Raw genomic sequence first — 26,375 nt, forward strand, 5'->3', positions numbered from 1 at the left:
GCGGTGTTTTTGTTTGTGCGGGCGACCTAAAACTCGTAGCCGGGAGAGGCGTTCACGCCGACCCCGGGGCAGCACCGGGTATCAGCAAGACAAAAAAACAACGCCACCCGAAGGTGGCGTTGTCATATTCAATACTGGTCTTTGTCCAACCAGTTTCCACTTTCTATCAGCTTCAGCCCATCGACCGGGCGCTGATAGACGTACATCCAGGCACTGCCATAGGGCGTCTGGATGAGATGACGTGCATATTCACCTGCTTTGGTGCGCAGCGCATCCAGTTCGGCCAGCGTCGATGCGTCGATCCGATAAACCTCACCGTGTACCGTGCCTTCACCTGGCACCGCGCCTGGATAGTGGCCCAGGCTGTACAGTTGATAATCGAAAACGCTGTGATCGCCCAGCCACTGGGCGTTGGTCATCCAGTGGCTGTTACCTTGTTTGCGCCGTAAACTGCCGTACACAAATATTCGCATTGCTAAAACTCAAACTGATAGAGCAAATCGAGCGCCTGGTCTACGCCAGACACCGCTTCCAGATACAGCTTAGGCATCAGGCGATAGCGTAACGTGAGCGTCGCTAAAGAGTCAAAGATCCCCACGCCATATTTCACCTGCAGACCCGGCAATACGTAACCGCTGACCACCACCTGGGAGGAATCACCCACCCCTTGCGTATCCAGAGCCAGATTACTTACGCCAAACGTCTCGCCGATTTTACCCACAACCTGACCACTTTGTGCAACCCCCATACCAATAAGCATAGATGTCATGGCCGCACTGTCACTCTGACCGCTGTCCAGCCCCTGCCCACGCACGAGGTAGGAGAGCGCTTCCTGCTGCGACATCGCCGGGTCGGAGAAGACTTCCGCCTTAGGCTGATCGGCTGAGCCAGTGACGCGAACACCGGCGATCACATCATTTTCGGTAGAGTCTGGATTACGAATGGCTTCGATATTCAGCAGCGGCTGATCCGGCGGGCCGGAGAACAGCAGTTCGCCTTTACGCACGATCAAATCCTGGCCGTAAGCGTGGAAGCGCCCTTCCGGAATATTGATCTGCCCGTTCAGCCCCAGCCCCTGTTTATCCTGCGCCACCTTCAGGTCACCGGTCAGGCGCGCCTTCAGGCCGAATGCATCCAGACGGACGTTGTTGCCAACATGGATATTCAGGTTGCTGTTGATAGGGATCGACGCGGACTGCGTTTTCTCCGGCTGAAGGTTGCTATTGAGCATCACTTCATCGCGGGAGACACCGACGGCGCTTTCCGGCACGTCTTTCACCACAATACGCGCCCATGGAATATCGACGTTACCATCCAGCGTGAACAGGCTTGGCGTGGCTTTAAATTCAACGTCCGGCGACACATCCAGGCGCACCATCGGCGGCACGGTAATACGAACCCGGCTACCTTTCGCGGCAATACGCGCGCGCCAGTTGTCTATCTGCCGCCAGTCCGCGTCGCCGTCCAGGCTAATTTGCCCCTGCTGGGTACGGATATCGCCCTGCAGCGTTGAGCTCGCGCCGTTGAAGTTCATGGTTATCTGACTTGGCTGCATGTCGAACGGCATAAAGTTGCCATCCACGTCGATACCGTTCAACTGCATCTGCCCATAGAGCAGCGGGCTTTGCACGTTGCCCCCCAAACGCAGGTTCGCGTTGAGCTTACCGTCCGCCTTTTCGCCACGGGAGAAAATCGGGTTAATCATCGCCAACGAGAAGTTACGGATATTGACGTTACCGCCCAGGTTACGCCGCCCTTGCGGGTCGGTGACCTGTACCTGCCCGTCCAGTTGACCGTTGTTCGTCAGGCGGATAAGCCAGCCCAGCTCGGCGCGGTTGTTGTGCAGGTCGGCGTTCAGATTCAGCGTATCGAAAGCCACCGGCAGCGGCGCATCGTTGACGATTTGCGTGACCTTCACGTTGCGCCCGGAGAGCGTCACTTTGCCCTGCGGCAACCCCTCTTTGGTGGTGTCCCAGGTGACATCGGCGTTGCCGCTGAACACGCCGCTCGCCTGCGTTGCTTCCGGCATAAACGGTTTGAGCATCGCTAAGTCGAAGCGGTTGAGGTTCACTATGGCATGGCCTGCCGCCCCGGCATCAATCGTCTGCGGCACGCACAGCTCGGCGTTCGGGTTCACCCAGCAGTGCGACCCGATGCTGATTTTCTGTTCAAGATTGCGGTAGTCCAGCGCGATATCGCGGTTGATGGACCACGGGCCAACCGGGGTCTGGAAGCGCGTATTGCTGAGTGCTCCCTTCCAGCGCTCTTCTTTGCGGTCGAAGCTGCCCGATAGCGCTAATTGGCCGGAGACCGGTTCACCCTGAATCTGCAGCTGCAACGCGTGCTGCTTCTCGTTGCCTTTGGCTGCCAGATGCACCAGGCCAATATTTACCCCCGGCTGGACGATGCGCTCTACGCGCACGTCAAGGTTACCGGCAATCTGGTCGGTGGAATTAACGTCGCCATCCACGCGCACCTGAGCAATCGACAGCGCCTGCCAACGCAGGCCGCGCGCGGTGATATCCGCCAGCAGCTGCGGAGCATCCACCGTGCCGCGAATTTTCACCAGCCCTTTCGCCGTGCCGCCAAGGCCCGGCAGCATGTTGTCGAGCTTCGGCGCATCAATGTTGGCATCCAGGTTGAGGTCTTTCACCCCCAGCTCGCCCTTCACGTCGGCCGTGTTGTTACCCAGCGCCACGTGCAGGCCAGGAATGGTCCACTGCATGTAGCTGTTGCCGCGCAGTGAGCCATCGACGTTCACCTTGTTCTGTTTCACGTTGCCGGTGATTTTCACCTCCGGGACGTTCATCTGCCAGGTGCCGCCGTAGAGACTGCCGTTAGTTTTAATCAGACCATCCAGCTTCGATGGCCAATCCGGCGCCACCTTCGCGGTATTGATGCCACGGAGCGCCAGTTCGCCGCGCCAGCTGATCGCCTGCTGCCAGTCAAGCAGCGCGGTCAGTTCGGTTTTTCCCTCCAGCGCCGCTACGGTGAGCTTATCGAGACTCACCTGCCGCTCGTTACCTTTCGCGTCGATCGTGATATCCGCTGGCGGCACGCCCTGCCCTTTCACCGCAGTGCGGAATGAGAGCGTATAGTCGGTCATCTTGCCGCCGAGCTTCAGCTTCAGATCGTCGGCCTGATACTGCTTCTCACCGGTAAACGGCCAGTAAAGCTGTTTGCTGTTGATCTCAAGGTTGAACGGCAGCCCGGCTTCCGCCAACTGCGTCTGGGCGCGGAGGCTCATATCCACCGGGCCTGACAAATTTACGCCCAGCTCCAGCTGTTTACGCACCTCGCCGCCCACTTTCAGCTTCACTTTCTCGCCCTTCAGCGGGTCGATGTTCAGCGTACTGTTGAGCGTGATGTCTACCGGCCAGTCGTTGATCAACTGCGCGGTCCCGCTGGCGTTTACTGTGCCCTGACTCGAGTCAACGTCCAGCGCATCGAGTTTCATATTGCCGTCGATGCTGCTCACCTTCAGCAGCATTTTGTAGACCGTCAGGTCAGTGTCGCCGGTAATGCGCAACTGCTCGCCGCTAAAGGACTCAATATTCAGGTTCAGCGGCAGATGAACATCGGTCATCTCCGGCAGCACCGGTTTGGAGAACAGCTCGGTCATGGTCTCGCCGAGCGGTTTTTCCTGCGGCTGCGGGTTGTCGATCTTCGGTTCAACCACCTCTTTTTGCGCCACGTCAGCGACCTTCGGCAGGGCAATCAGCAGCCCTTGCAGCGTGGTTGGCGTTAGGGTCAGGTTTTTATCCTGCCATGTCAGTCCGCTGGTAAAATCCATCACCGACACCGTGGTGTCATCAATCTTGATATTGACGCTGTTAAGCGCGAACCGCTTGAGGGTAATCGGGTACGGCGTGGAGAGGTTCAGCGGGCCGCTGTCCTCCTCTTTCACCGGCGCGGCGGGCGGCATTTTACTGCTGTCGATAGCCACGTTAATGTTGCTGAGCGCAATATCGTTCACGCACACGCTGCTATGCCACAGGCAGTTGAGATCCACCGCCAGGTGGAATTCTCCGGCATCTACCGCTACGCCCGGCTGGGTGTAGCGGACATTTTTCAGCGTCAGATCGCGCCAGCCGCCGGTCACTTTGCCAATTTCCAGCCCCGGTACCCAGCGGTTTGCCGCGTTAAACAGCAGATGTAACCCTGTCGTCGTGCCGACCAGGAACCCAACGATCCCCACCAGCAGTACGAGAAAAATCAGCACACCGAGGCTTATCTTCTTCCATAACGTCATAGTTCAGGCCCCAGTCCGATATAAAACTGCAATCCATGTTCATCTTTGTCGCCCACCGGAACGGCGAAATCGAGCTTAATAGGCCCAACCGGCGACTGCCAGCGTACGCCGACGCCCGCGCCTTTTTTCCAGTCGCTCTGGCGGATATCACTGACCGCTTCACCGCCGTCAACAAACACCGCGCCCCACCACTTCCCGGTCACGTTGTACTGATACTCCAGCGAGCCGGTAGCCAGTTTGGAAGCACCGATCAGCTTGCCGTTATCGTCACGCGGGGCGATCGATTTGTACTTATAGCCGCGAATACTGCGGTCGCCACCGGCGAAGAAGCGCAGGTCCGGCGGTACGCGGTCGAAGTCGCCGGTTTCAATCCAGCCCAGATTGCCGCGCATCACGAAGCGATGGCGGTCATAGAGCGTACGGATCCAGACGTTTTGTGCCTGAATCACCGAGAAGTCGACGTCCGAACCCCAGGCGGTGTTGGAGTAGTCGATGGAGTAACGCTGTGAGTCACCCCAGGTTGGCATCAGGCCGCCGCGCGAGCGGGTACGGCTGATGGAGACCCCAGGGTAGAACAGCATGGTGGTGTTGGTGACATCGGCCTGGGTAAAGTGGTCGAGGCTCCAGCGCAGGTTGATAGCGCGCTGCCAGCCGCTCGACAGATCCCAGAAGCGCGAAACCGCCAGCGTGGTAGAGTCCGCTTTGGTGTCGTTAAGGTCGGTACTTTTGAAACCGCCCTGCACCAGGTAATACTGCTCCAGCGGGTTTTTCAGCAGCGGCATTTTGTAGCTGAAATCCAGCTGCTGTTCTGGAGCGGACACGCTGACGCTGGTCGTCAGGCTGTGGCCGTAGGAGTTAACCCACGGTTTTTTCCACGAGGCTTTCACCCGTGGCCCCACGTCGGTGGAGTAGCCGCCACCCAGTTCAACGGTGTTTTCGCTGCGCGGCGAGACAACGCCGTGCAGCGGTAGCACCTTCGTTTCCCGGGATTTATCAAATTCAGGGGCCACCACCACCGAGTTAAACCAACCGGTAGCAGAGAGGCGGCGGTTTAGTTCAGCGAGATCGCTGGACTGGTAATAATCGCCTTTTTTAAATGGCACCAGATGCTGCAAATACTCTTCGCGGATCTGCGAGCCTTCAAAGGTGACGTCACCAAAGCGATAGCGTTCACCGCTATCGTAGTCGATATCCCAGAACGCCTGATGACGCTCAAGCGACACGCCGAGCTGGCTCTTTTTAAATTCGCTATCAAAGTAGCCTTTGCGAAGCGCCACGCTGGTTAGCGAGCTTTTAAAGTGGTCATAATCGCCGTGATCCAGAACGGATCCAATTTTCGGCCGGGTTTTCAGCAGCGCCAGATAATCGCTGTCGGTCCGCGCGCCGCCGCGCAGGATAACGTCGGTGCCGCCAATGAGCACCGGTTCACCGGGCGTAACTTTCGCCAGCAGCACCTGGCGGCCTTTGGCCGGCGGCGGCTTGAGTTCGAAATCGATGGTCGGCTCATAGTAGCCGAGGGCCTTCAGCCCTTCACGAATAGCATCATCGACGCGCGCGCGAAAACGACGATCGGCGGTGACTTCATCGCTGTCGATCGTCGAAAGCTGCGCACGCACGTTTTTTTGTAGCTCGCCTGTGAGCCCTTCAACCTGCAGACGGACGTTTGCTGCACTGGCAACACCGCTGGTCAGCAGCAAGCTCACCAAACATAACTGGCGGATTTGTCGCACATTTTCTCCTGAATATCCTTGTTCCCACCCCAACGGGAAACGAAAGCCCGCTCCGCGGCCACAACTGCGTTTTCACCATGACTGCGCTCTGAGGGCGCACGGTATTCAACGTCAGCGCAAAAAACCCACTCTTTGTCGGGTTGAAATAAAGACAGTACCCCAAATTATTCTTATGTTTAAATCTAGACGTATTCGGCGTGTTTATTGTGTTAAAAGACACGCTCGGTTACAACCTTAACGGAAATTACCGTACACCGGAGGCCTATCCCATGAGTCTAGCTGATAAAAAACACCTTGTATCTCAATCGGATGCATTACCCGGAAGAAATACGCCGATGCCGGTCGCCACGCTCAATGTTGTGACAGAACACTCAATGACGCACGTTCCGGAGGGGATGGAGGTCGCCTTATTCGCCATGGGCTGCTTCTGGGGCGTCGAACGTCTGTACTGGCAGATCCCTGGGGTTTACAGCACCGCAGCGGGTTACACCGGCGGCTATACGCCAAATCCAACCTACCGCGAAGTGTGCAGCGGCCAGACCGGGCACGCCGAAGCCGTACGCGTGGTGTATGACCCGACGGTCGTCAGCTATGGCGAGCTGCTGAAAGTGTTCTGGGAGAACCATGACCCGGCGCAGGGGATGAGACAGGGCAACGATCAGGGTACGCAGTACCGTTCGGCAATTTACCCGGTCACGCCGGAGCAAGAACAGGAGGCGCATGCTAGCCTCAAACAGTTCCAGGAGGCGATGCGCCTCTCGGGCGATGCACGCACCATCACCACCGAAATCGCCAACGCGAAGCCGTTCTACTATGCCGAGGATGAACATCAGCAGTACCTGTACAAAAATCCGCACGGCTACTGCGGCATCGGAGGTATTGGCGTGTGCCTGCCGCCACAGCTACAGGGTTAACCGTCTAATGCCACGCGCGCCGCATGGCGCGTGGCGTTCGCCACTGTCCCGTAGTCCATGACTTTCCCCTGCAGTAAAAGGTTATAAACCGGTGCCTGCGGCCGGTTAAGCCGGGTTTGCAGCAGATGCACAGCCTCAATGCCGAGATCGCGGCAAGGAACGCGAATGCCGGTCACCGGTGTGGTCAGGCTGTTTTCCAGATTCCACGTAAAATCGGTGGTGATAAGAGAAATATCCTCAGGCACGCGCAGCCCATGACGCTGCAACGCCTTCATTGCCCCATCGGTCATGCTCGTACTATTGGGGAAAATAACATCCGGCCACAGGGTGCGATCGTGCGTCGTCAGCCACGTATCCAGCGCCCGCTCCGCTTCTTCCGCCGTGAACCACTCGGTGACCAGCAGGTCGTGCTGGGGGTTGAAAGGCACGTGGTGATAGCGATAGGCCTCTTTAATCCCATCCAGCCGAGCATAGAGCGTCTCCCTGCGCAGGCAGGTCATCGTCAGCACGCGCCGATGCCCTTGTTCAAAGAGATAGCGCATCGCGGTAAAGCCGATAGCCCGGTGGTCAGGCGAGACGCAATCCAGCGCCATTTCCCGGTCAATCGAGTTAATCAGCACACAGGGCTTATTCAGCGTGCTGGCCAGTTTGAGAATCGTGGGGTCATCCGTACCGATGATGACCACGGCATTGATGCTCTTCTGGCTGGCTTTTTCGAGGAATAATTTCACGTCTGCATGCTGTTCTTCCAGCGCACAGTGGCTGATCCAGACATCATGCGGTGCGCTGGCTTCAGCAATCCCTTTGGTGACTTCCAGATAAAAGCTATCGCCCCGTCCCTGGAATGTGCGCTCTGGCGCAAACACGGCAATACCATTAATCAGCAGCCTTCCATTGGCCAGCGAGTCCAGCACGCCCAACTGGCGGGCACATTTCACTATCGCCTCCCGCGCCTTTTCGCTGGTATAGGATTTGCCGCTCAGCACCCGGGAAACGGTGCTGATGGAGTAACCAGTTTGGGCAGCAATTTCATCCATTTTTAGCTTGCCTGGCATTGTGTGACCTCGCTCGCAATCATATTTTGCAAATTTTTGCAGATGCAGTTTGCTGATTTTAAAACCCATTTTCAGTTTCCCGCGCAGATTCCTGCCCGGCCTGCGAGCATTCTCACAAATTCCGTTTGTCCGCTTTCCCCGCCTTCCCTATTTTCAGACTTCAGTCATTCCTATCACGGTTAAGGTGCAACATGGATAAGGTGCGTTTTGGCATTATCGGCGTGGGTAACATTGGTACCCTTCACGCCCGTTACCTGATGGCAGGTACGGTGAAAGAGGCCTGCCTGACGGCAGTGTGCGATAACGATCTCAGCAAGCATCCGGCTATTCGCCAGCTTGTTGGCGACGGCATTACGTTATTCGACGATGCCGAAACCATGCTGAAAAGCGGGCTGATCGACGCGGTTATCGTCTCCACCCCGCACTACGACCATCCCGGCCTGTCGATGATGGCCATGCGCCACGGTATCCATACCCTTTGCGAAAAACCGGCCGGGGTATACACCGCCCAGGTGCGCGAAATGAACGAATACGCCCGCGGCTGCAATGTGGTGTTCGGCATGATGTTCAACCAGCGCCCTAACCCGCTGTATCAGAAAGTGAAAGATCTGATCGACAGCGGCGAACTGGGCGAACTGCGCCGCTCCAACTGGATAATTACCAACTGGTATCGCTCCCAGAGTTACTACAACTCCGGCGGCTGGCGCGCCACCTGGAAGGGCGAAGGCGGCGGCGTGCTGCTGAATCAAGACCCGCATCAGCTCGACCTCTGGCAGTGGCTGGTCGGTATGCCGGTGCGCATGCGCGCGTTCTGCCAGTTCGGCAAACACCGCGATATTGAAGTGGAAAACGATGTCACCGCCTATGCCGAGTACGCCAACGGCGCAACCGGGGTCTTTATTACCACCACCGCAGAAGCGCCGGGCACCAACCGTCTGGAAATCACCGGCGATCGCGGCAAAGTGGTGGTGGAAGAAGGTCGCCTGCGCTTCTGGGGTCTGCGCGAGTCCGAACCGGAATTCAACGCCCGCTGGCAGAACGGCTTTGGCGAGCCGGAGTGCTGGGAGGTCATCATCCCTACTCCGCCAGAAAGCAGCGAGCACCACGTGGTCACTGCCAACTTCTGCGATGCCGTGCTGCACGGTAAACCGCTGATTGCCCCCGGCACCGACGGGATTCGCGGCCTGACGCTCTCTAATGCTATGCACCTCTCCACCTGGACCGACGACTGGGTCAATCTGCCGTTTGACGAGGCGCTGTTCAAAAAGCTGCTGGATGAGCGCATCGCCACCTCCGTTGAAAAACAGGTCGAAAGTAAAACGCTGGATGCCTCCGGCACCTGGTAATCCGCCTCAGGAGAGACACATGTTACGCATTGCGATAGTGGGAACCGGGAACATCTCCCACAACCATATTCAGGGATATCAGGAATTTGCCGACCGCTGTCAGATAGTCGCGCTGGTCGATATCTACCCGGAAAAAGCGCAGGAGAAGAAAGCGCGCTACGAGCTGACGGACGCTACGGTGTTCAGCAGCCATCAGGCGCTGCTGGAGTCTGGCCTTGAGGTCGATATTGTCGATGTCTGCACCCCGCCGTACGTGCATGCGGAAATCAGCATCGATGCCCTAAACGCCGGTAAACACGTACTGTGCGAGAAGCCAATGGCGGCATCGCTGGAAGAGTGCGACGCGATGATCGCCGCCCAGCGCGCCAGCGGCAAAACCCTCTCGATCATCGCCCAGAACCGCTTCACCGACGCCTTCTGGCGCTTAAAGCAGGTGGTGGACTCCGGCGAGTTGGGGAAAGTCTGCCACGCACAGGTGGACTCATTCTGGTGGCGCGGTCACTGCTACTACGACCTGTGGTGGCGCGGCACCTGGGAAAAAGAGGGCGGCGGCTGCACCCTGAACCATGCGGTGCACCATATCGACGCCATTCAGTGGATGCTGGGCTTCCCAACGGAAGTGGTGGCGATGATGACCAACGTTGCCCACGATAACGCTGAAGTGGAAGACCTTTCCGCCGCCATCTTCCGCTACAGCAGCGGCGCGCTGACCCAGCTAACCGCCTCGGTAGTGCATCATGGCGAAGACCAGAAAATTGTTATTCAGGGCGACAAAGCGCGTATCTCCGCCCCGTGGGACGTGTGGGCCAGCGTCTCCGCCGATAACGGCTTCCCACAGGATCAGCATAACGACGAACTGGAAGCGCGGCTGGACGGCCTGTTCCGCAATACGCCAAAGCTCAAATACACACTGCACACCGGGCAGATTAACGATCTGCTTAACGCGGTGGAGCAGCATGGTGAGCCGCTGATTGACGGCGTACAAGGTAAACGCTCGCTCGAGCTGATTACCGCCATCTATCAATCTTCCATTACCGGGCGCGTCGTGACGCTGCCTGTCAGCCCGGATGAGCCCTGGTATAAAACCGGCGGCCTGGTTTCCCTCGCCCCACACTTCTACGAGAAGGCGGCATCGGTCGAAAACTTCAGCGAAGTGGGCGCGATCCCGTTGGGTAAAGATTTGGACAAAGGAGCATAAACATGAGCATTAAAGACGGTATGAACTACGCCCCGGTGGGCAAACCACAGCCGGTTGTTGGCGAGGGCGAGTTTATTATTGCGGCGGCGGCGTTAGACCACGGCCATATCTACGGGATGTGTAACGGTCTGATTGAAGCCGGTGCGACGCTGAAATGGGTTTATGATCCGGACCCGGCGAAGGTTGATAAGTTTGTGCAGCAGTACCCGCAGGCACAGGTTGCGCCGACGCTGGAAACGATTTTAAACGACAGCAGCGTCCAGCTCGTTGCCGGAGCGGCGATTCCGTCCGAGCGCTGTGCGCTGGGGCTGAAAGTGATGGACGCTGGGAAAGACTACTTCACCGATAAAGCCCCGCTGACCACGCTGGCGCAGCTTGAAGCCGCGAAGCGCAAAGTGGCAGAAACCGGGCGCAAATACGCGGTGTACTACAGCGAGCGCCTGCACGTGGAAAGCGCGGTCTTTGCCGGGCAACTGGTGGCCGAAGGCGCGATTGGCCGCGTGATGCAGACGCTGGGCGTCGGCCCACACCGTGAAGGCACCGGTCGCCCGGACTGGTTCTACGAAAAAGAATTCTTCGGCGGCATTCTTTGTGACATCGGTAGCCACCAGATTGAGCAGTTCCTGTTTTATACCGGCAACAGCGATGCGCACATCGTGGCAAGCCAGGTTCGCAACGTGAACCATCCACAGTATCCGCAGTTTGAAGATTTCGGCGATGCCATGCTGGCGGGCGACAACGGCGCCACCGGCTACTTCCGCTGCGACTGGTTCACACCAGATGGCCTTTCCAGCTGGGGCGACGGCCGCTTAACGCTGCTCGGCACCGAGGGCTATATCGAAATCCGTAAGTACGTCGATATCACTCACGGCGAGCAGGACGTGGTCTACCTGGTCAACAAAGAGGGCGAGTTCCGCTATCCGGTGGCAGGCAAAGTGGGCTTCCCTTATTTCGGCGAGCTGATTCGGGACTGCCTGAACCGCACCGAAAACGCCATGACCCAGGCGCACACCTTTAAAGCGGCCGAGCTTTGCGTAAAGGCGCAGATGCTGGCGAACGCGGTGGAATAACAGGAGGCCGAAATGAAAACACGTCATGCGGCCATTATCGGCTGCGGCGCCATCCATACCTGCCACGTAGACGCGCTGCGCCATGTGCCGGGCGTTGTCCTGCGCGCGATTGTTGATATTGATAGCGCCAAAGGAAGCGAGCTTGCGGCCGACTATGGCTGTCATTTTTATCAGGACTATCGCGAGATGCTGCTGGATGACGCCATTGACGTGGTGCATATCTGCACGCCGCACTACCTGCATAAACCGATGATCCTTGCCGCGCTGGCGGCAGGGAAACAGGTTTTCTGCGAAAAACCGGTAGTGATGAACCCGCAGGAGGTCAACGAGATTCAGGCGGCAGCGACGCGCCACCAGCGTCGCGTGGGCGTCTGCTACCAGAACCGCCTGAACCCCACCAGCTTAGCCATTCAGCGCTGTATCACCGACGGTACGTTGGGCAGCCTGCGTGCCATCAAAGCGGTGCTCACCTGGTCGCGCTCCGGGGATTACTATGCCGCCAGCCCGTGGCGCGGTAGCTTTGCCACCGAAGGCGGCAGCTTGTTGATTAATCAGGCGATTCACACACTGGATTTGATGCAATGGTTTGGCGAGGGGGTCAAGAGCCTGAAGGGGGTCGTCGACAGTGCCTGGCTTGCCGACGAGATTGAAACGGAAGATAGCGCGATGGTCACCCTGCGCTGTCACAACGGCGCACGCGGGCTGTTTTACGCCAGCAACAGTCATATCAGCGACTCGCCGCTGCTGCTGGAACTGGAGTTTGAACGGGGAATGCTGCGCCTGACGGACAACGTGTTGTGGCAGTTCAGCGACGACAAACGTACGCAGCTTGCCAGCGATGCCGCGCCCGATGGCATCGGCAAAAGCTACTGGGGAATCGGCCACCGACTGGCCATTCTCCACTTTTATCAGGCATTAAACGATCCCGCCTCTGCAGACTTCTGCGATATTGCTGAGGCGGCCAAATCATTACAGATGGTTAATGCTATTTACCACTCGTCACTATTGAGGAAATGGGTGAATATAAACTAGCGATCGTCATCCGATTTTTCCTGCTGTCAATAATATAAGGTGCAGGGGTAACTCTGCACTGACACCCTACCAGTACAGGAATAATAATATTATGGTTAAACCAACCGAACGCCGCGTTGGCTATGGCACCGCTATCGGCTACGGCGTAACAGATTTATTTGGCGGCGGCGCATTTGCCGTTATAGGAACCTGGCTTTTATTCTTTTACACCACCTATTGTGGCCTGAGCGTTTTAGAAGCCGGGTCAATATTTGCCATTGCTCGTATTATTGATGCGATTTTAAGTCCGGTAATGGGCTATATCACGGATAACTTTGGTAATACCTGGCTTGGCCGCAGATTTGGCCGTCGCCGCTTCTTCCTGTTGATAAGCTCCCCGCTGATGTTTCTCTACGCGCTGGTGTGGATTACCGACATGAACTACTGGTACTACCTGGGTACCTACCTCTCTATTGAACTGCTTTCCGCGATGGTTCTGGTGCCGTGGGAAACCCTGTCCGCCGAAATGACCAACCGCTTCAGCGAGCGTACGCGTCTCTCTGGCGTGCGCATGATGTGCTCTGCCCTTGGCGGTTTCCTGGCGGTATCCGTGCCGGGTATTATTATGCAATACACCGGAAAAGATAATTCATTCACTTACACGTTAACCGGGATTGTTTTTGCGACCATCTATTGCATCGCCGTATTTACCACCTGGGCTTGTACCTGGGAAGCGAAAGATGTTCGCGAAGAGTATGAATTTCAGCCGGATAATCACCGCAGCAGTGGTCTTTTAAACCATTTAAAGTATCTGGTTATCGATCTTATTTCCTCATTCAAAATCAGAATATTTCGCCAGCATATTATCATTTACATCTGCTCATTTACCGCGATGGATATTTTTGGTTCGGTATTCACCTATTACGTGGTTTACGCCTTGCATCACGATACCGAAATGGTTTCCGGGCTATTAAGCATTGCCGCTTTTGTTTCGATTCCCGGCACGTTCGGCTTTATGATGCTGATGAATAAATTTAACCTCACGCCTTCGGCAGCGCTGAGGCTCTCGTACGGCAGCATAATGGTGGTGCTTGCGTTTCTGTTTATCGTTTATATCGGTAATTTGCAGGTACCGACGCTGCTGTTTTCCGCCGTGTTTGTGCTGCTGGGGCTGGCGAAGGCCGGGCTATATTACATTCCCTGGAACATCTATAGCTTTATTCCTGACGTCGATGAAATTGTCACCCGCCAGCGCCGTGAAGGGATCTTCGCAGGCGTGATGGTACTAACGCGTAAAAGCACCGTGGCGCTGGCGATTATGCTGATTGGCATCGTGCTGGAAGAGAGCGGCTTCGTGAAAGGCGGCGGCGCACAGCCTGCCAGCGCCCTGCACGCCATCATCGGCCTGATGGTGTTCGCCACCGCCGGGATGCTGGCCATCAGCTTCTACATGACTTACCGCTTTAAGCTGACGCAAAAGACGCACAGCCTGCTGATCAAAGAGGTGGCGCGACGGAAGCTAGGGGGAAATGCGGAGGACTGCGACCAGGAGACGCGCGAGGTGATTATGGCGCTGACGGGGTATGGCTATAACGAGGTGTGGGACGCAAAGCAGCAAGGGCACGAGAAAGGTAAATCGCTCGCGACCAGCGGATAATCTCAGTCACACCGTAGGCCGGATAAGCAAAGCGCCATCCGGCAAAACCCGCGTATATCGCCGGATGGCGGCGTCAACGCTTTATCCGGCCTACCGTTCAAGTCCCCCAACCTCAATCACATAAAATGTGACCTCTGGCGGCTTTACAGTGCTTTACGCTATACTAACCGCTGAAATTGTCGCCCCATCACCTACGGGGCGGTTTTCAATGTGTATTCCACACGGATTTATAAACTTCCCCTTCCGAGGATCTGGCCCGACGGGCTGGATAAGATATGTTAAACAGTATATTAATCATACTCTGTCTGATCGCTGTAAGTGCGTTCTTCTCAATCTCTGAGATCTCACTTGCGGCATCACGCAAGATCAAACTGAAACTGCTTTCTGATGAAGGCAATACCAACGCCCTACGTGTTATAAAAATGCAGGAAAACCCCGGTATGTTCTTTACCGTGGTGCAAATCGGCCTTAACGCCGTTGCCATTCTCGGCGGTATCGTCGGCGACGCAGCTTTCTCCCCCGCGTTCAACTCCTTGTTCTCCCAATATATGTCAGCGGAACTCTCCGAGCAGTTGAGCTTTATTCTCTCCTTCTCGCTGGTGACCGGAATGTTTATCCTGTTCGCGGATTTAACCCCGAAACGCATCGGTATGATTGCGCCTGAAGCCGTGGCTCTGCGTATCATCAACCCGATGCGCTTCTGCCTGGCGGTCTTCCGGCCGCTGGTGTGGTTCTTCAACGGCATGGCCAACATCATCTTCCGCATCTTCAAGCTGCCGATGGTGCGTAAAGATGACATTACTTCCGACGATATCTACGCGGTGGTGGAAGCCGGTGCGCTGGCTGGCGTACTGCGTAAGCAGGAGCACGAGCTGATTGAAAACGTGTTCGAGCTGGAATCTCGTACCGTGCCGTCGTCGATGACCCCGCGCGAAAACGTTATCTGGTTCGATCTGCACGAAGACGAACAGAGTCTGAAAAACAAAGTCGCCGAACACCCGCACTCCAAGTTCCTGGTGTGTAACGAAGACATTGACCACATCATTGGCTACGTCGACTCTAAAGACCTGCTGAACCGCGTGCTGGCTAACCAGAGCATGGCGCTGAACAGCGGCGTGCAGATCCGCAATACGCTGATCGTGCCGGACACCCTCACCCTCTCTGAAGCGCTGGAAAGCTTCAAAACCGCCGGCGAAGACTTCGCGGTTATCATGAACGAATACGCGCTGGTCGTGGGGATCATCACCCTTAACGACGTGATGACCACGCTGATGGGCGACCTGGTCGGCCAGGGGCTTGAAGAGCAGATCGTCGCCCGTGACGAAAACTCCTGGCTGATTGATGGCGGTACGCCAATTGATGACGTGATGCGCGTGCTGGATATCGACGATTTCCCGCAGTCGGACAACTACGAAACCATCGGCGGCTTTATGATGTTTATGCTGCGTAAAATCCCGAAACGCACCGATGCGGTGAAGTTCTCCGGCTACAAGTTTGAGGTGGTGGATATTGATAACTACCGCATCGACCAGTTGCTAGTGACGCGCATTGATAACAAGCCAACGGTGCTGGTGCCGAAACAGGCCGATATCATTGAAAGCGAACAGCGCACCGCATAAAACGCGAGTGCCAGAAACATCAACGGCTCCCATTGGGAGCCGTTTTTAATTCTGCCGCATCGTGTTCTGATTACGCCATGTCTGTCTGTAGGCGTAACACGTGGCGGTTAACTTCAGACATCACAGAAAGGTGCTGAATGTCTCTGACTTTTGGGATAAGAATTTTGCCCTTATCAAATTCAAAAGCGCCAACGTCCTTGATGTACAACCGTCCACGGAACAGGGTCTTAACGTATTTGGCTACCTGAAACGGGTTGTAGCGTTGGAAAATTTTCATTCTAATCTCCTGCAAGTACTACGCCCTTGTTGTCCACATTTGGCTCAACGCTCCGGGGCGCAAAGTGAAGTACTTGTTAACTATAGTCCATAACAACAGAGGTCCTCTATCTTAGAGGACCTTATTTACCTTTTTATTACAATAATTCAGAACTTTCTTTTCAGCTATACGACGAACACAGTATAAGCCTTCGATTTCGTGAGATTGTGTGCGTTCCTCCACAAACTGGCACCACCTTTGCGGGAAAAAACCATAGATCGCACATATGATTAAAGCTATCGGCCAAGTGGTCGGATCACCTGCATATAAAAAGGAAAAACCATGACCCTACGTACCCTGCTGGCGGTTTCATGCCTGTTAATGCCGTTAATGGCTGCCGCGCATAACTTTACAAATGGACAACGTGTTTCGCCGGTTGGCGTGGCGGATCGCGGCGAACTGATTCTCGATAACGATAAGTTTAGTTATAAAAACTGGAATAGCGCGCAGCTGCCTGGAAAAGTGAGAGTGGTGCAACATATTGCCGGGCGTTCATCGGCAAAAGAGAAAAATGCGACACTCGTCGAGGCGATTAAAGCGGCGAATTTACCGCACGACCGTTACCAGACCACCACAATTGTGAATACGGACGACGCGATCCCTGGCTCGTCGATGTTCGTGCGCAGCAGTATTGAGAGCAATAAAAAGCTCTATCCGTGGTCACAGTTTATCGTCGACAGCGATGGAGTGGTGCGCAAAGCCTGGCAACTGGATGAAGGCAGTTCTGCCATTGTGGTGCTGGACAAAGAGGGGCGGGTTCAGTGGGCCAAAGATGGGGCGCTGACGCAGGAAGAAGTGCAGCAGGTGGTTGCCCTGCTGCATAAGCTACTCAATTAAAAAATAGAGACCCGGAAGCCGGGGTTCAGGAACGATTCACGCGGGGTGTAATCCAGCGTTTTCCCCTGCCAGTCGTTGACGTGAGCACCGGCTGCAGCGGCCACCGCGTGCCCTGCGGCGGTATCCCAGATGTTGGTTGGCCCGAAGCGCGGGTAAAGCTGCGCTTCGCCTTCCGCCACCAGGCAGAACTTCAGCGATGAGCCGATAGATGCGGTATCGTGCTCGCCCAACTGCTGCAGATACTCTTTCAGCTCGTCATCGTTGGCATAGTGAGAACGGCTCACCACGACCTTCGGCGGGTTCGCGTCGCGCACCTGAATCTGCTTACGCACGCCGCACTCTTCTTTCCACGCCTTGCCGTTTTCCGCGCTGTACATCACCTTGAGTACCGGTGCGAACACCACGCCCAGCACCGCCTTGCCGTTTTCAATCAGCGCGATATTGACCGTGAACTCGCCGTTGCGCTTGATGAACTCTTTGGTGCCGTCAAGCGGATCCACCAGCCAGTAACGCTGCCAGTGCTGGCGTACGTCCCAGCCCGGTGGGTCCTCTTCTGAGAGAATGGGCACGTCCGGCGTCAGTGCCTTCAGCCCTTTGATAATCACATGGTGCGCGGCGATATCGGCGGCCGTAACCGGCGAATCATCCTGCTTGCTGGTGACGTCCAACGGCAGCTTCCCGTCGTACACCTGCATAATGGCATCGCCTGCGTCACGCGCAAGCTGACAGACTTGTTCTAACATTCTCCACCTCGTTGAGATTACAGTGGCGTTAACTTATTGTTTTATTTATATCGCATCGCCGTTAATTCTGCTATTCCCATCATCGTCCCGGATATCTGTGAACCGCTGCCGATTTCCTGTCACGCATTTCTGGCATGATTCACATCCTCGTAAGTAACAGAATACAAATACATTTAAATCTGTGTCTCAGATCTAAAAAAAGGATGCCTCTGATGATCAAGTTTAGCGCAACGCTTCTGGCGACGTTGATTGCTGCCAGCGTAAATGCCGCAACGGTGGATCTCCGCATTATGGAAACCACTGATTTGCACAGCAATATGATGGATTTTGATTACTACAAAGATACCGCCACCGAAAAATTCGGGCTGGTGCGCACCGCGAGCCTGATTAACGCGGCTCGTGATGAAGTAAAAAACAGCGTACTGGTCGATAACGGTGACGTTATCCAGGGCAGCCCGATGGGCGATTACATGGCGGCCAAAGGGCTGAAACAGGGTGATGTGCACCCGGTTTATAAAGCCATGAACCTGCTCGATTACAGCGTCGGTAACCTCGGTAACCACGAATTCAACTACGGTCTGGATTACCTGCATAAAGCACTGGCAGGCGCTAAATTCCCGTACGTTAATGCCAATATCATCGACGTTAAGACCAAAAAGCCGCTGTTTACGCCGTATCTGATTAAAGAAACTGAGGTGGTCGATAAAGACGGTCACAAGCAGACGCTGAAGATTGGCTATATCGGCTTTGTGCCACCGCAGATCATGACCTGGGATAAAGCCAATTTGAGCGGCAAAGTGACGGTGAACGACATCACCGAAACCGCGCGTCAATACGTGCCCGAGATGCGCGCCAACGGCGCAGACGTGGTGGTGGTAATTGCCCACTCCGGCCTCTCCGCTGACCCGTATCAGGCGATGGCGGAGAACTCCGTCTATTACTTAAGCCAGGTGCCGGGCGTCGATGCCATTATGTTTGGCCACGCGCACGCGGTGTTCCCGAGCAAAGACTTCGCCAGCATCAAAGGGGCGGATATTGCCAAAGGCACGCTTAACGGCATTCCCGCGGTAATGCCGGGAATGTGGGGCGACCATCTGGGCGTAGTTGACCTGGTGCTGAACAACGACAGCGGCAAATGGCAGGTAGCTTCCGCACAGGCGCAGGCACGCCCGATTTACGATGCGGCAGCGAAGAAATCGCTGGCGGCAGAAGACCACAAGTTGGTTGATGCACTGAAGGCCGATCACGATGCCACCCGCGAGTTTGTCAGCAAGCCTATCGGCAAGTCTTCCGACAATATGTACAGCTACCTGTCGCTGGTGCAGGACGACCCGACCGTGCAGGTGGTGAACATGGCGCAAAAAGCCTACGTTGAGCACTTTATTCAGGGCGACCCGGATCTGGCAAAACTGCCGGTGCTTTCTGCTGCCGCGCCGTTCAAAGTCGGTGGACGTAAGAACGATCCGGCAAGCTACGTCGAAGTAGAAAAAGGCCAGCTCACCTTCCGTAATGCCGCCGACCTCTATCTCTACCCGAACACCCTGGTGGTGGTGAAAGCCAGCGGCAAAGAGGTGAAAGAGTGGCTGGAGTGCTCCGCCGGGCAGTTCAACCAGATTGACCCGCACAACAGCAAGCCGCAGTCGTTGATTAACTGGGACGGTTTCCGTACCTACAACTTCGACGTTATCGACGGTGTCGATTATCAGGTTGATGTGACCCAACCGGCACGCTACGACGGCGAATGCCAGAGCATCAACCCGACATCCGAGCGCATCAAGAACCTGACCTTTAACGGCAAGCCGATTGACCCGAACGCCACGTTCCTCGTCGCGACCAACAACTACCGCGCCTACGGCGGCAAGTTCGCCGGCACCGGCGACAGCCATATCGCTTTCGCTTCACCGGATGAAAACCGTTCGGTGCTGGCGGCGTGGATCAGCGAACAGTCGAAGAACAACGGGGAAATTCACCCGGCGGCGGACAACAACTGGCGCCTGGCCCCGATTCACAGCGACACCAAACTGGATATCCGCTTTGAAACCTCGCCGTCAGAAAAAGCGGCGGCGTTTATCAAAGAGAAAGCGCAGTATCCGATGAAGCAGGTAGCGACGGATGAGATTGGGTTTGCGATTTATCAGTTGGATTTGAGTAAGTAAGTCCTGCGCACTTCCCGGCGTCGCTGCGCTCGGCCGGGCTACGATGGCATGTAGCCCGGCCGAGGCGTTTACGCCGACGCCGGGATCTGCTGCGCCATCACCACCGGCAAATTCACCTCAATCCAATCCGCCAGTGCCGCCACCTTCTCACTCACCTCTTCACCCAGCGGCGTCAGGCTATACTCAACGTGCGGCGGCACCACCGGGTAGGAGATACGGTTGATAAAACCGTCCTGCTCGAGCGCCTGCAGCGACTGGGCGAGCATTTTTTCGCTCACTCCCCCCATCTTGCGACGCAGGTCGCTAAAGCGATGCGTGCCTTCGCGCAGCGCCACCAGAATCAGCACGCCCCAACGGCTGGTCACGTGTTTGAGCACGTCCCGTGATGGGCAGCTTTCGGCAAACAGATTGCCGTTACGCAACTTTTGCGTCAGCGTTGGATTTATTTCTTTCATACTTACCTTTTTGTACGTACTTACTAAAAGTTAGTTATGGTGATAGCTTACCACAACACCATACGAACACGAAGGAGAAGACCCATGATCGCCATTACCGGAGCCACCGGCCAGCTTGGCCAGCACGTCATTGCTAACCTGCTCAACACCACTGCCGCCAGCCAACTGGTTGCCGTCGTCCGCAACCCGGCGAAGGCCGAAGCGCTGAGCCAGAAAGGTATCGTCGTTCGTCAGGCCGATTACGGCGACGAAGCGGCGCTGACCAAAGCCCTTCAGGGCGTGGATAAGCTGCTGATTATCTCCTCCAGCGAAGTCGGCCAGCGCGCGCCGCAGCACCGCAATATCATCAACGCCGCCAAAGCGGCGGGCGTGAAGTTCATCGCCTACACCAGCCTGCTGCACGCCGATAAATCGCCGCTGGGCCTGCACGTTGAACACGTCGAAACCGAGAAAATGCTGGCCGACTCCGGCATTCCTTACGCGCTGCTGCGTAACGGCTGGTACACCGAAAACTATCTGGCGAGCGCACCCCCTGCGCTGGAGCACGGCGTGTTTATTGGCGCAGCCGGTGAAGGAAAAATCGCCTCGGCCACCCGTGAAGACTACGCCGCTGCCGCCGCGCGTGTTATCGCTGAAGAAGGTCACGCCGGGAAGGTATACGAACTGGCAGGGGACCACGGCTGGACGCTGAGTGAACTGGCCGCCGAACTGGCAAAACAGAGCGGTAAAAAAGTGGTGTATCAGAACCTGAGCCAGGCCGATTTCGCCGCCGCGCTCAAAAGCGTGGGCCTGCCTGCGGGTTTGGCTGACATGCTGGCGGACTCTGACGTTGGGGCCTCCAAAGGCGGCCTGTTCGACGACAGCCATACCCTGAGCAAACTGATTGGTCGCCCCACCACACCGCTTGCACAGAGCGTCAAAGGCATCCTGTAATCGTTAAAAATCGGTTAAATGTGGTAGCGCCCCCGCGGGCCATCTCTGATAATAAAAGAATGGTCCAGGGGGAAACATCACGTGCAAGGCGTACCAGAACAGTTCAGCGATGAGAAAGACAGCGCCCGCTTTCGCCATCTGGCGCAGGTGCCGGGCGTTGAGCTTTATCATGCCCATATCTCCCGCTACGCCTTTGAACCCCACACCCACGAAGCCTTTGGCATTGGCGTGATTGAAGCCGGTGCCGAGCGCTTTCGCTATCGCGGTACCCAGCACGTTGCGCCAATTCACTCGGTCGTCACCATGAACCCGGACGAACTGCACACCGGCGAGGCAGAAACCGCCGACGGCTGGCGCTACCGGATGATTTACCTCCAGCCCGATCTGCTTGAAGAGGTCACCGGCGTTCGCCACTGGTGGTTTGATGATGTCACCCGCCACGACCCGCAGCGCTCGCTGTTGATTGGCCGTCAGATCCACGCCCTCTGGCATACCGACGACCCGCTCGCGCAAAAAGGGCTGCTGCTGGATATGATCGACACCTTCCAGCCGCTGGCCTGCCATGCGCCGGTGCTGGCTGAAGGGGCGCACCGCTTTGCCCACGTGCGCGACTATCTCTACGACAACTACATGCACCCGATTACCCTCGACGAGCTGGCGAACGTCGCGGCGCTGAGCCCATGGCACTTCCAACGCCAGTTCAAAGCCCATTTCCACGTCACGCCGCACCAGATGCTGATGGCCGTACGTTTATGGCGCGCCAAAGAGTTTCTGACCCACGGCATGCCCGCCGCTGAGGTTGCCGCCGCAACCGGGCTGACCGATCAGTCGCACCTCACCCGCGCCTTTACCCAGCGCTACGGCATTACGCCGGTGCGCTACCAAAAACAGGTTGTCCGTCGCTAATCAGCAATCTCATACAATACGGCGCTGCTTTCCCCTCCTACACTTTTCAGCATGTTCAACAGAAGTGGAAATCATGATGATTAGCGGTGTGCTGTATGCCCTGTTAGCGGGTTTGATGTGGGGGCTTATTTTTGTCGGGCCGTTAATCGTGCCGGATTACCCGGCGGTATTGCAGTCGATGGGGCGCTATCTGGCGCTGGGGCTGATTGCCCTGCCGCTGGCATGGCTGGGCCGGGCGCGTCTGCGTCAGCTTACGCGCCAGGACTGGTGGACGGCACTGGGGCTGACGATGGTCGGTAACCTTATCTATTACGTCTGTCTTGCCAGCGCCATTCAGCGCACCGGGGCGCCGGTTTCAACAATGATCATTGCTACCTTGCCGGTGGTGATCCCGATTTTCGCCAACCTGCTCTATAGTCAGCGCGACGGTAAGCTGTCGTGGATGCGGCTGATGCCCGCGCTGGTGCTGATTGGCATCGGCCTGCTGTGCGTGAATATCGCCGAGCTGCGTCAGGGGCTGCCGGATTTCAGCGGCTGGCGCTACGGCTCCGGGATTGCGCTGGCGAGCGTGTCGGTGGTGTGCTGGGCGTGGTATGCCCTGCGTAACGCCCGCTGGCTGCGGGAGAATCCGCACCAGCCGCCGCTGATGTGGGCCACCGCGCAGGCGCTGGTCACGCTGCCGGTTTCCGTTATCGGATACGTCGCGGCCTGTCTGTGGTTGAACGCCCAGACGCCGGAGTTTGCGCTGCCTTTCGGCCCACGGCCAACGGTGTTTATTGGGTTGATGATTGCCATCGCCGTGCTCTGTTCGTGGGTGGGAGCGCTGTGCTGGAACGTGGCGAGCCAACGGCTGCCGACGGTGATCCTTGGGCCGTTGATTGTCTTTGAAACGCTGGCGGGGCTGCTGTACACCTTCCTGCTGCGCCAGGAAATGCCACCGATGCTAACGTTGAGCGGGATTGCGCTGCTGGTGATAGGCGTGGTGATTGCGGTGCGGTCAAAACCGCAGAAACCGGCGGTGGTGCCGGTCTCTGAGGTCTGAGGCTTAGAAGGTTTCCCAGTTCGCTTCGTTGAGCGGCGCAGCTTTCGCCGTTGGCACGAAGGCTTTTTTCATCGGCGCTTTCTGCATCGACTGCTGGCGGGAGATTTTAAAGACCGCCACCGTCTCATTCAGGCGCGCCGCCTGCTCTTCCAGCGCTGATGCGGCGCTGGCGGACTCTTCCACCAGCGAGGCGTTCTGCTGAGTAACGCGGTCCATCTCAGCGACAGCCTGACCCACCTGGTCAATACCGCGGCTTTGCTCATCAGAGGCGGAAGCGATTTCACCCATGATGTCGCTGACGCGAGTGACGGCGTTGACGATCTCCGCCATCGTTTCACCCGCTTCGTGCACCAGCGCAGAGCCGGCGCTGACGCGGTTGCCCGAGTCATCAATCAGCCCTTTAATCTCTTTCGCGGCCTGCGCGCTGCGCTGCGCCAGCGTACGCACTTCACCGGCAACCACGGCAAAGCCGCGACCCTGCTCTCCAGCTCGCGCCGCTTCTACCGCCGCGTTCAGCGCCAGAATGTTGGTCTGGAAGGCAATGCCATCAATGACGTTGGTGATCTGAGCGATTTTGCTGGAGCTGGCGGCAATCTCGTCCATCGTACGCACCACGCCGTCGACGACGTTACCGCCCTTCTGCGCGGTTTCAGACGCGTTCTGCGCCAGCTGGGTAGCCTGACGCGCGTTATCGGCGTTCTGCTTCACCGTCGCGGTCAGCTGTTCCATGCTGGCAGCGGTCTGTTCCAGCGAGGCCGCCTGCTGTTCGGTACGGGAAGAGAGATCGTTACTGCCAGCAGAAATCTCACCAGCGCCGGTGTAGATGGTGTCAGCGCCTTCACGCACTACGCCGACGGTCTTCGCCAGCGACTGCTGCATGTCGTTGACGTTACGCGCCAGCAGCGCCATTTCGTTGCTGCCTTCGGTATTAATATCGTTGGTCAGGTCGCCTTCGGCAATGTGACGAATGTGATCCATCACCTTATGCAGCGGCTTGAGCAGCACGCGCTGCATCGCCACCCAGCTCACCACAATAACCGCCAGCGCCACTGCCAGCATGACCCCAAGGCTCCACAAAATCCGCACGTAGTCGCTCTCATTTTGTTTCACCCCGGCGCTGGTCAGCGTTGCCTGCGCCGCACGCCAGTCCTGATACACCGCCTGCATCGCCTGCTGTTTTTGCTCAGCGTTTTGCTTGAACATCTCTTCCAGCTTACCTTCCGCCAGCAGTTCATTCATGCGGGCGAGCGTTGCGGAGTAGATGCCGTACTGTTTCTCAAGGCTGTCTGACAGGTGGCCGTCCATGCCCGGTGTTTCCGGTAAAGCGTAATAGGTGTCGTAATGACGTTTCGCATCGGCCAGCAGATTGTTGGCCGTATCCACCAGCGTTTTCAGTTCGCCGCCGTTAACGCTGCTCGCCATGGTACCCTGCAGACGCAGCATGCCGCGGTTAAGGGTCACGCGCGCCTGGTTGAGGCTAATCCATGCATCGGTAAACTCCGCCACGTTCTGGCTGGAGAGCTGTGAGACGGTAAAATTCTGCTTGTCGTTATTCAGCGCGCGTACAAACACGCCCGCCGAAATCAGCTGCATCGCGCCCAGCGCGACCAGTACGACAATCAGGACGGTAATCACTTTTATTCTTTTAAACATCTTTTGCCTTTAAGTGCAGCTGGTCTGAAGTCTCACTATCGGCAGCGCCACGCGCTTGTTTAATCGATTCAGGTCTTACCAGCGTCATTCTCAATAAGATTCAGCACGTTAAAGCGTAATAAATTTTTGTGACAACCATCACTGAATTCCCCCTCCCTACAAAGGGGTATATCCTCAACTTAAAGATGCATTTAAAATACATCTTATATTATTGATGACGAGGTAACTGCAATGGCCTTTCGCGACCAACCATTAGGCGAGCTGGCGCTCTCCATCCCACGCGCATCCGCGCTGTTCCGTAAATACGATATGGATTACTGCTGCGGCGGTAAGCAGACGCTGGCCCGTGCGGCGGACCGCAAAGAGCTCGACGTTGCCGTGATTGAAGCTGAGCTGGCAAAACTGGCCGAGCAGCCGGTGGAAAAAGATTGGCGCGTAGCACCGCTGGCCGAAATCATCGACCACATCATCGTGCGTTACCATGACCGTCACCGCGAACAGCTGCCAGAGCTGATTCTGCAAGCCACCAAAGTCGAACGTGTGCACGCCGACAAACCGAACGTGCCAAAAGGCCTGGCGAAATACCTGACCATGCTGCATCAGGAGCTTTCCAGCCACATGATGAAAGAGGAGCAGATTCTGTTCCCGATGATCAAACAAGGCATGGGCAGCCAGGCGATGGGGCCAATCAGCGTGATGGAAAGCGAGCATGACGAGGCAGGTGAACTGCTGGAAGTGATCAAGCACACCACCCAGAACGTCACTATTCCACCGGAAGCCTGCACCACCTGGAAGGCGATGTACAACGGCATCAACGAGATGATCGATGACCTGATGGAGCACATCAGTCTCGAGAATAACGTGCTGTTCCCACGCGCGCTCAAAGGCGAATAAGATGACTACGCGCCTCCCCTTGCGGGAGGCGTTTTCTATTACAGCAGTCCTTTCTGGCGGAAGGTTTCCCGCGTCGCCACGTTAAGGTCCATACTGGCCAGCGCTTCGGGTTTCACCCACGCGACCTCCTGAAACTCCTCGTTGAAAGTAATATCCCGGTTGGCGCTCACGCAGTCGAAGATGAGATAAATCATGTAGATCTGCTCGGTCGTTCCATCGGCGTAGGTTTTTACCCGCACGTCATCACGGAAGGTCCACGGCTTCACCTCAGTAATCTCCAGCGCCTCTCCCAGCTCTTCACCAATCTCGCGTCTCAGCGCTTCTTCCATGGTTTCGCCTGGCTCCATACCACCGCCGGAAATCGCCCACTGCCCGGGGAAAACACCACGGTCATCGGCCATTTTACACAGCAGGTATTCGCCCTCGTTTTGAATCACCGGGCAGACAATCGTTCTCTGACGCATTTCATCTCCATACGCTTTTCGTTTGTGGCGGGGAAAGTAGCACGTTAAGAAAAGGGGGACTACGAGGCGGGGCTCAAAAACAAAGAAAGCGCCACGATGGGCGCTTTGTGTTGCTTCCCCCTCA

At 56.5% G+C, this 26,375-nt stretch carries 22 protein-coding genes; 13 read left to right on the forward strand and 9 right to left on the reverse strand.

The window, feature by feature from the left end:
• Positions 1–128 precede the first annotated feature (128 nt).
• The 3 genes from FHC49_RS09370 to tamA are packed head-to-tail and all read right to left on the reverse strand — an operon-like array spanning position 129 to position 5,982.
• Positions 129–473: a gamma-glutamylcyclotransferase gene (locus FHC49_RS09370; RefSeq protein ID WP_035896263.1), complete on the reverse strand. Its 345-nt coding sequence runs from the start codon at positions 471–473 to the stop codon at positions 129–131.
• Positions 474–475: 2 nt separating this feature from the next.
• Positions 476–4,252: an autotransporter assembly complex protein TamB gene (gene tamB, locus FHC49_RS09375; protein ID WP_220439621.1), complete on the reverse strand. Its 3,777-nt coding sequence runs from the start codon at positions 4,250–4,252 to the stop codon at positions 476–478.
• Complete coding sequence (tamA, locus tag FHC49_RS09380; protein WP_220439622.1) at positions 4,249–5,982, reverse strand: autotransporter assembly complex protein TamA; 1,734 nt, start codon at positions 5,980–5,982, stop codon at positions 4,249–4,251. Before tamA ends, tamB begins: the two co-directional genes overlap by 4 nt.
• Positions 5,983–6,251: 269 nt before the next feature.
• On the opposite strand from tamA, the gene msrA reads away from it, so the two are divergent.
• A complete protein-coding gene (gene msrA, locus FHC49_RS09385) occupies positions 6,252–6,896 on the forward strand; it encodes a peptide-methionine (S)-S-oxide reductase MsrA (RefSeq protein WP_220439623.1) in 645 nt (214 codons plus the stop codon).
• Here msrA and FHC49_RS09390 read toward each other — a convergent pair.
• Positions 6,893–7,951, reverse strand: a complete 1,059-nt coding sequence (locus FHC49_RS09390) for a LacI family DNA-binding transcriptional regulator (RefSeq protein ID WP_220439624.1) — start codon at positions 7,949–7,951, stop codon at positions 6,893–6,895. The genes msrA and FHC49_RS09390 overlap by 4 nt on opposite strands.
• Before the next feature lie 191 nt (positions 7,952–8,142).
• Between FHC49_RS09390 and FHC49_RS09395 the strand changes: the two genes are divergently transcribed.
• The 6 genes from FHC49_RS09395 to FHC49_RS09420 all read left to right on the forward strand — a co-directional run bounded on the left by FHC49_RS09395 (position 8,143) and on the right by FHC49_RS09420 (position 15,852).
• Positions 8,143–9,297: a Gfo/Idh/MocA family protein gene (locus FHC49_RS09395; RefSeq protein WP_220439625.1), complete on the forward strand. Its 1,155-nt coding sequence runs from the start codon at positions 8,143–8,145 to the stop codon at positions 9,295–9,297.
• Between the two features lie 19 nt (positions 9,298–9,316).
• Entirely contained in the window at positions 9,317–10,495 is a 1,179-nt protein-coding gene (locus tag FHC49_RS09400) for a Gfo/Idh/MocA family protein (protein WP_220439626.1), read from the forward strand.
• A gap of 2 nt (positions 10,496–10,497) precedes the next feature.
• Positions 10,498–11,565: a Gfo/Idh/MocA family protein gene (locus FHC49_RS09405; protein WP_220439627.1), complete on the forward strand. Its 1,068-nt coding sequence runs from the start codon at positions 10,498–10,500 to the stop codon at positions 11,563–11,565.
• 12 nt (positions 11,566–11,577) lie between these two features.
• Entirely contained in the window at positions 11,578–12,597 is a 1,020-nt protein-coding gene (locus FHC49_RS09410; protein WP_220439628.1) for a Gfo/Idh/MocA family protein, read from the forward strand.
• 91 nt (positions 12,598–12,688) lie between these two features.
• The gene (locus FHC49_RS09415) at positions 12,689–14,233 is read left to right on the forward strand and encodes an MFS transporter (protein WP_220439629.1); all 1,545 of its coding nucleotides are present in this window, start codon (positions 12,689–12,691) and stop codon (positions 14,231–14,233) included.
• Positions 14,234–14,508: 275 nt separating this feature from the next.
• Positions 14,509–15,852, forward strand: a complete 1,344-nt coding sequence (locus FHC49_RS09420) for a hemolysin family protein (RefSeq protein ID WP_185669125.1) — start codon at positions 14,509–14,511, stop codon at positions 15,850–15,852.
• A gap of 70 nt (positions 15,853–15,922) precedes the next feature.
• Here FHC49_RS09420 and FHC49_RS09425 read toward each other — a convergent pair whose 3' ends face one another.
• Complete coding sequence (locus tag FHC49_RS09425) at positions 15,923–16,129, reverse strand: DUF1107 domain-containing protein (RefSeq protein WP_035893246.1); 207 nt, start codon at positions 16,127–16,129, stop codon at positions 15,923–15,925.
• Between the two features lie 321 nt (positions 16,130–16,450).
• Between FHC49_RS09425 and FHC49_RS09430 the strand changes: the two genes are divergently transcribed.
• The gene (locus FHC49_RS09430) at positions 16,451–17,005 is read left to right on the forward strand and encodes a YtfJ family protein (protein WP_185669124.1); all 555 of its coding nucleotides are present in this window, start codon (positions 16,451–16,453) and stop codon (positions 17,003–17,005) included.
• On the opposite strand, the gene cysQ is transcribed toward FHC49_RS09430, so the two are convergent.
• On the reverse strand, positions 17,002–17,748 hold the full coding sequence (cysQ, locus tag FHC49_RS09435) for a 3'(2'),5'-bisphosphate nucleotidase CysQ (protein WP_220439630.1): 747 nt from the start codon (positions 17,746–17,748) through the stop codon (positions 17,002–17,004). The two genes, FHC49_RS09430 and cysQ, sit on opposite strands and share 4 nt — an antisense overlap.
• Before the next feature lie 212 nt (positions 17,749–17,960).
• Between cysQ and FHC49_RS09440 the strand changes: the two genes are divergently transcribed.
• Positions 17,961–19,904, forward strand: coding sequence for a bifunctional 2',3'-cyclic-nucleotide 2'-phosphodiesterase/3'-nucleotidase (locus tag FHC49_RS09440; RefSeq protein ID WP_220439631.1), 1,944 nt, complete (start codon positions 17,961–17,963; stop codon positions 19,902–19,904).
• Positions 19,905–19,972: 68 nt separating this feature from the next.
• Here the strand turns inward: FHC49_RS09440 and FHC49_RS09445 are convergent, their stop codons facing one another.
• The gene (locus FHC49_RS09445; RefSeq protein ID WP_220439632.1) at positions 19,973–20,359 is read right to left on the reverse strand and encodes a helix-turn-helix domain-containing protein; all 387 of its coding nucleotides are present in this window, start codon (positions 20,357–20,359) and stop codon (positions 19,973–19,975) included.
• Positions 20,360–20,443: 84 nt separating this feature from the next.
• Between FHC49_RS09445 and FHC49_RS09450 the strand changes: the two genes are divergently transcribed.
• The 3 genes from FHC49_RS09450 to FHC49_RS09460 all read left to right on the forward strand — a co-directional run bounded on the left by FHC49_RS09450 (position 20,444) and on the right by FHC49_RS09460 (position 23,240).
• Positions 20,444–21,292: an SDR family oxidoreductase gene (locus FHC49_RS09450; protein WP_220439633.1), complete on the forward strand. Its 849-nt coding sequence runs from the start codon at positions 20,444–20,446 to the stop codon at positions 21,290–21,292.
• A gap of 81 nt (positions 21,293–21,373) precedes the next feature.
• On the forward strand, positions 21,374–22,198 hold the full coding sequence (locus FHC49_RS09455) for an AraC family ligand binding domain-containing protein (RefSeq protein ID WP_220439634.1): 825 nt from the start codon (positions 21,374–21,376) through the stop codon (positions 22,196–22,198).
• Between the two features lie 76 nt (positions 22,199–22,274).
• A complete protein-coding gene (locus tag FHC49_RS09460; protein WP_185669172.1) occupies positions 22,275–23,240 on the forward strand; it encodes a DMT family transporter in 966 nt (321 codons plus the stop codon).
• Between the two features lie 3 nt (positions 23,241–23,243).
• Here FHC49_RS09460 and FHC49_RS09465 read toward each other — a convergent pair whose 3' ends face one another.
• Entirely contained in the window at positions 23,244–24,893 is a 1,650-nt protein-coding gene (locus FHC49_RS09465) for a methyl-accepting chemotaxis protein (RefSeq protein ID WP_185669118.1), read from the reverse strand.
• Between the two features lie 231 nt (positions 24,894–25,124).
• Here FHC49_RS09465 and ytfE point away from each other — a divergent pair, with 231 nt between their 5' ends.
• Positions 25,125–25,787, forward strand: coding sequence for an iron-sulfur cluster repair protein YtfE (gene ytfE / locus FHC49_RS09470; protein WP_185669117.1), 663 nt, complete (start codon positions 25,125–25,127; stop codon positions 25,785–25,787).
• A 38-nt stretch (positions 25,788–25,825) separates the two neighbouring features.
• Here the strand turns inward: ytfE and nudI are convergent, their stop codons facing one another.
• Positions 25,826–26,251, reverse strand: coding sequence for a nucleoside triphosphatase NudI (gene nudI, locus FHC49_RS09475; RefSeq protein ID WP_220439635.1), 426 nt, complete (start codon positions 26,249–26,251; stop codon positions 25,826–25,828).
• Between the last annotated feature and the right edge of the window lie 124 nt (positions 26,252–26,375).

It is taken from the genome of Kluyvera sp. EC_51 (assembly GCF_019584505.1).
Lineage (GTDB): Bacteria > Pseudomonadota > Gammaproteobacteria > Enterobacterales > Enterobacteriaceae > Kluyvera > Kluyvera sichuanensis.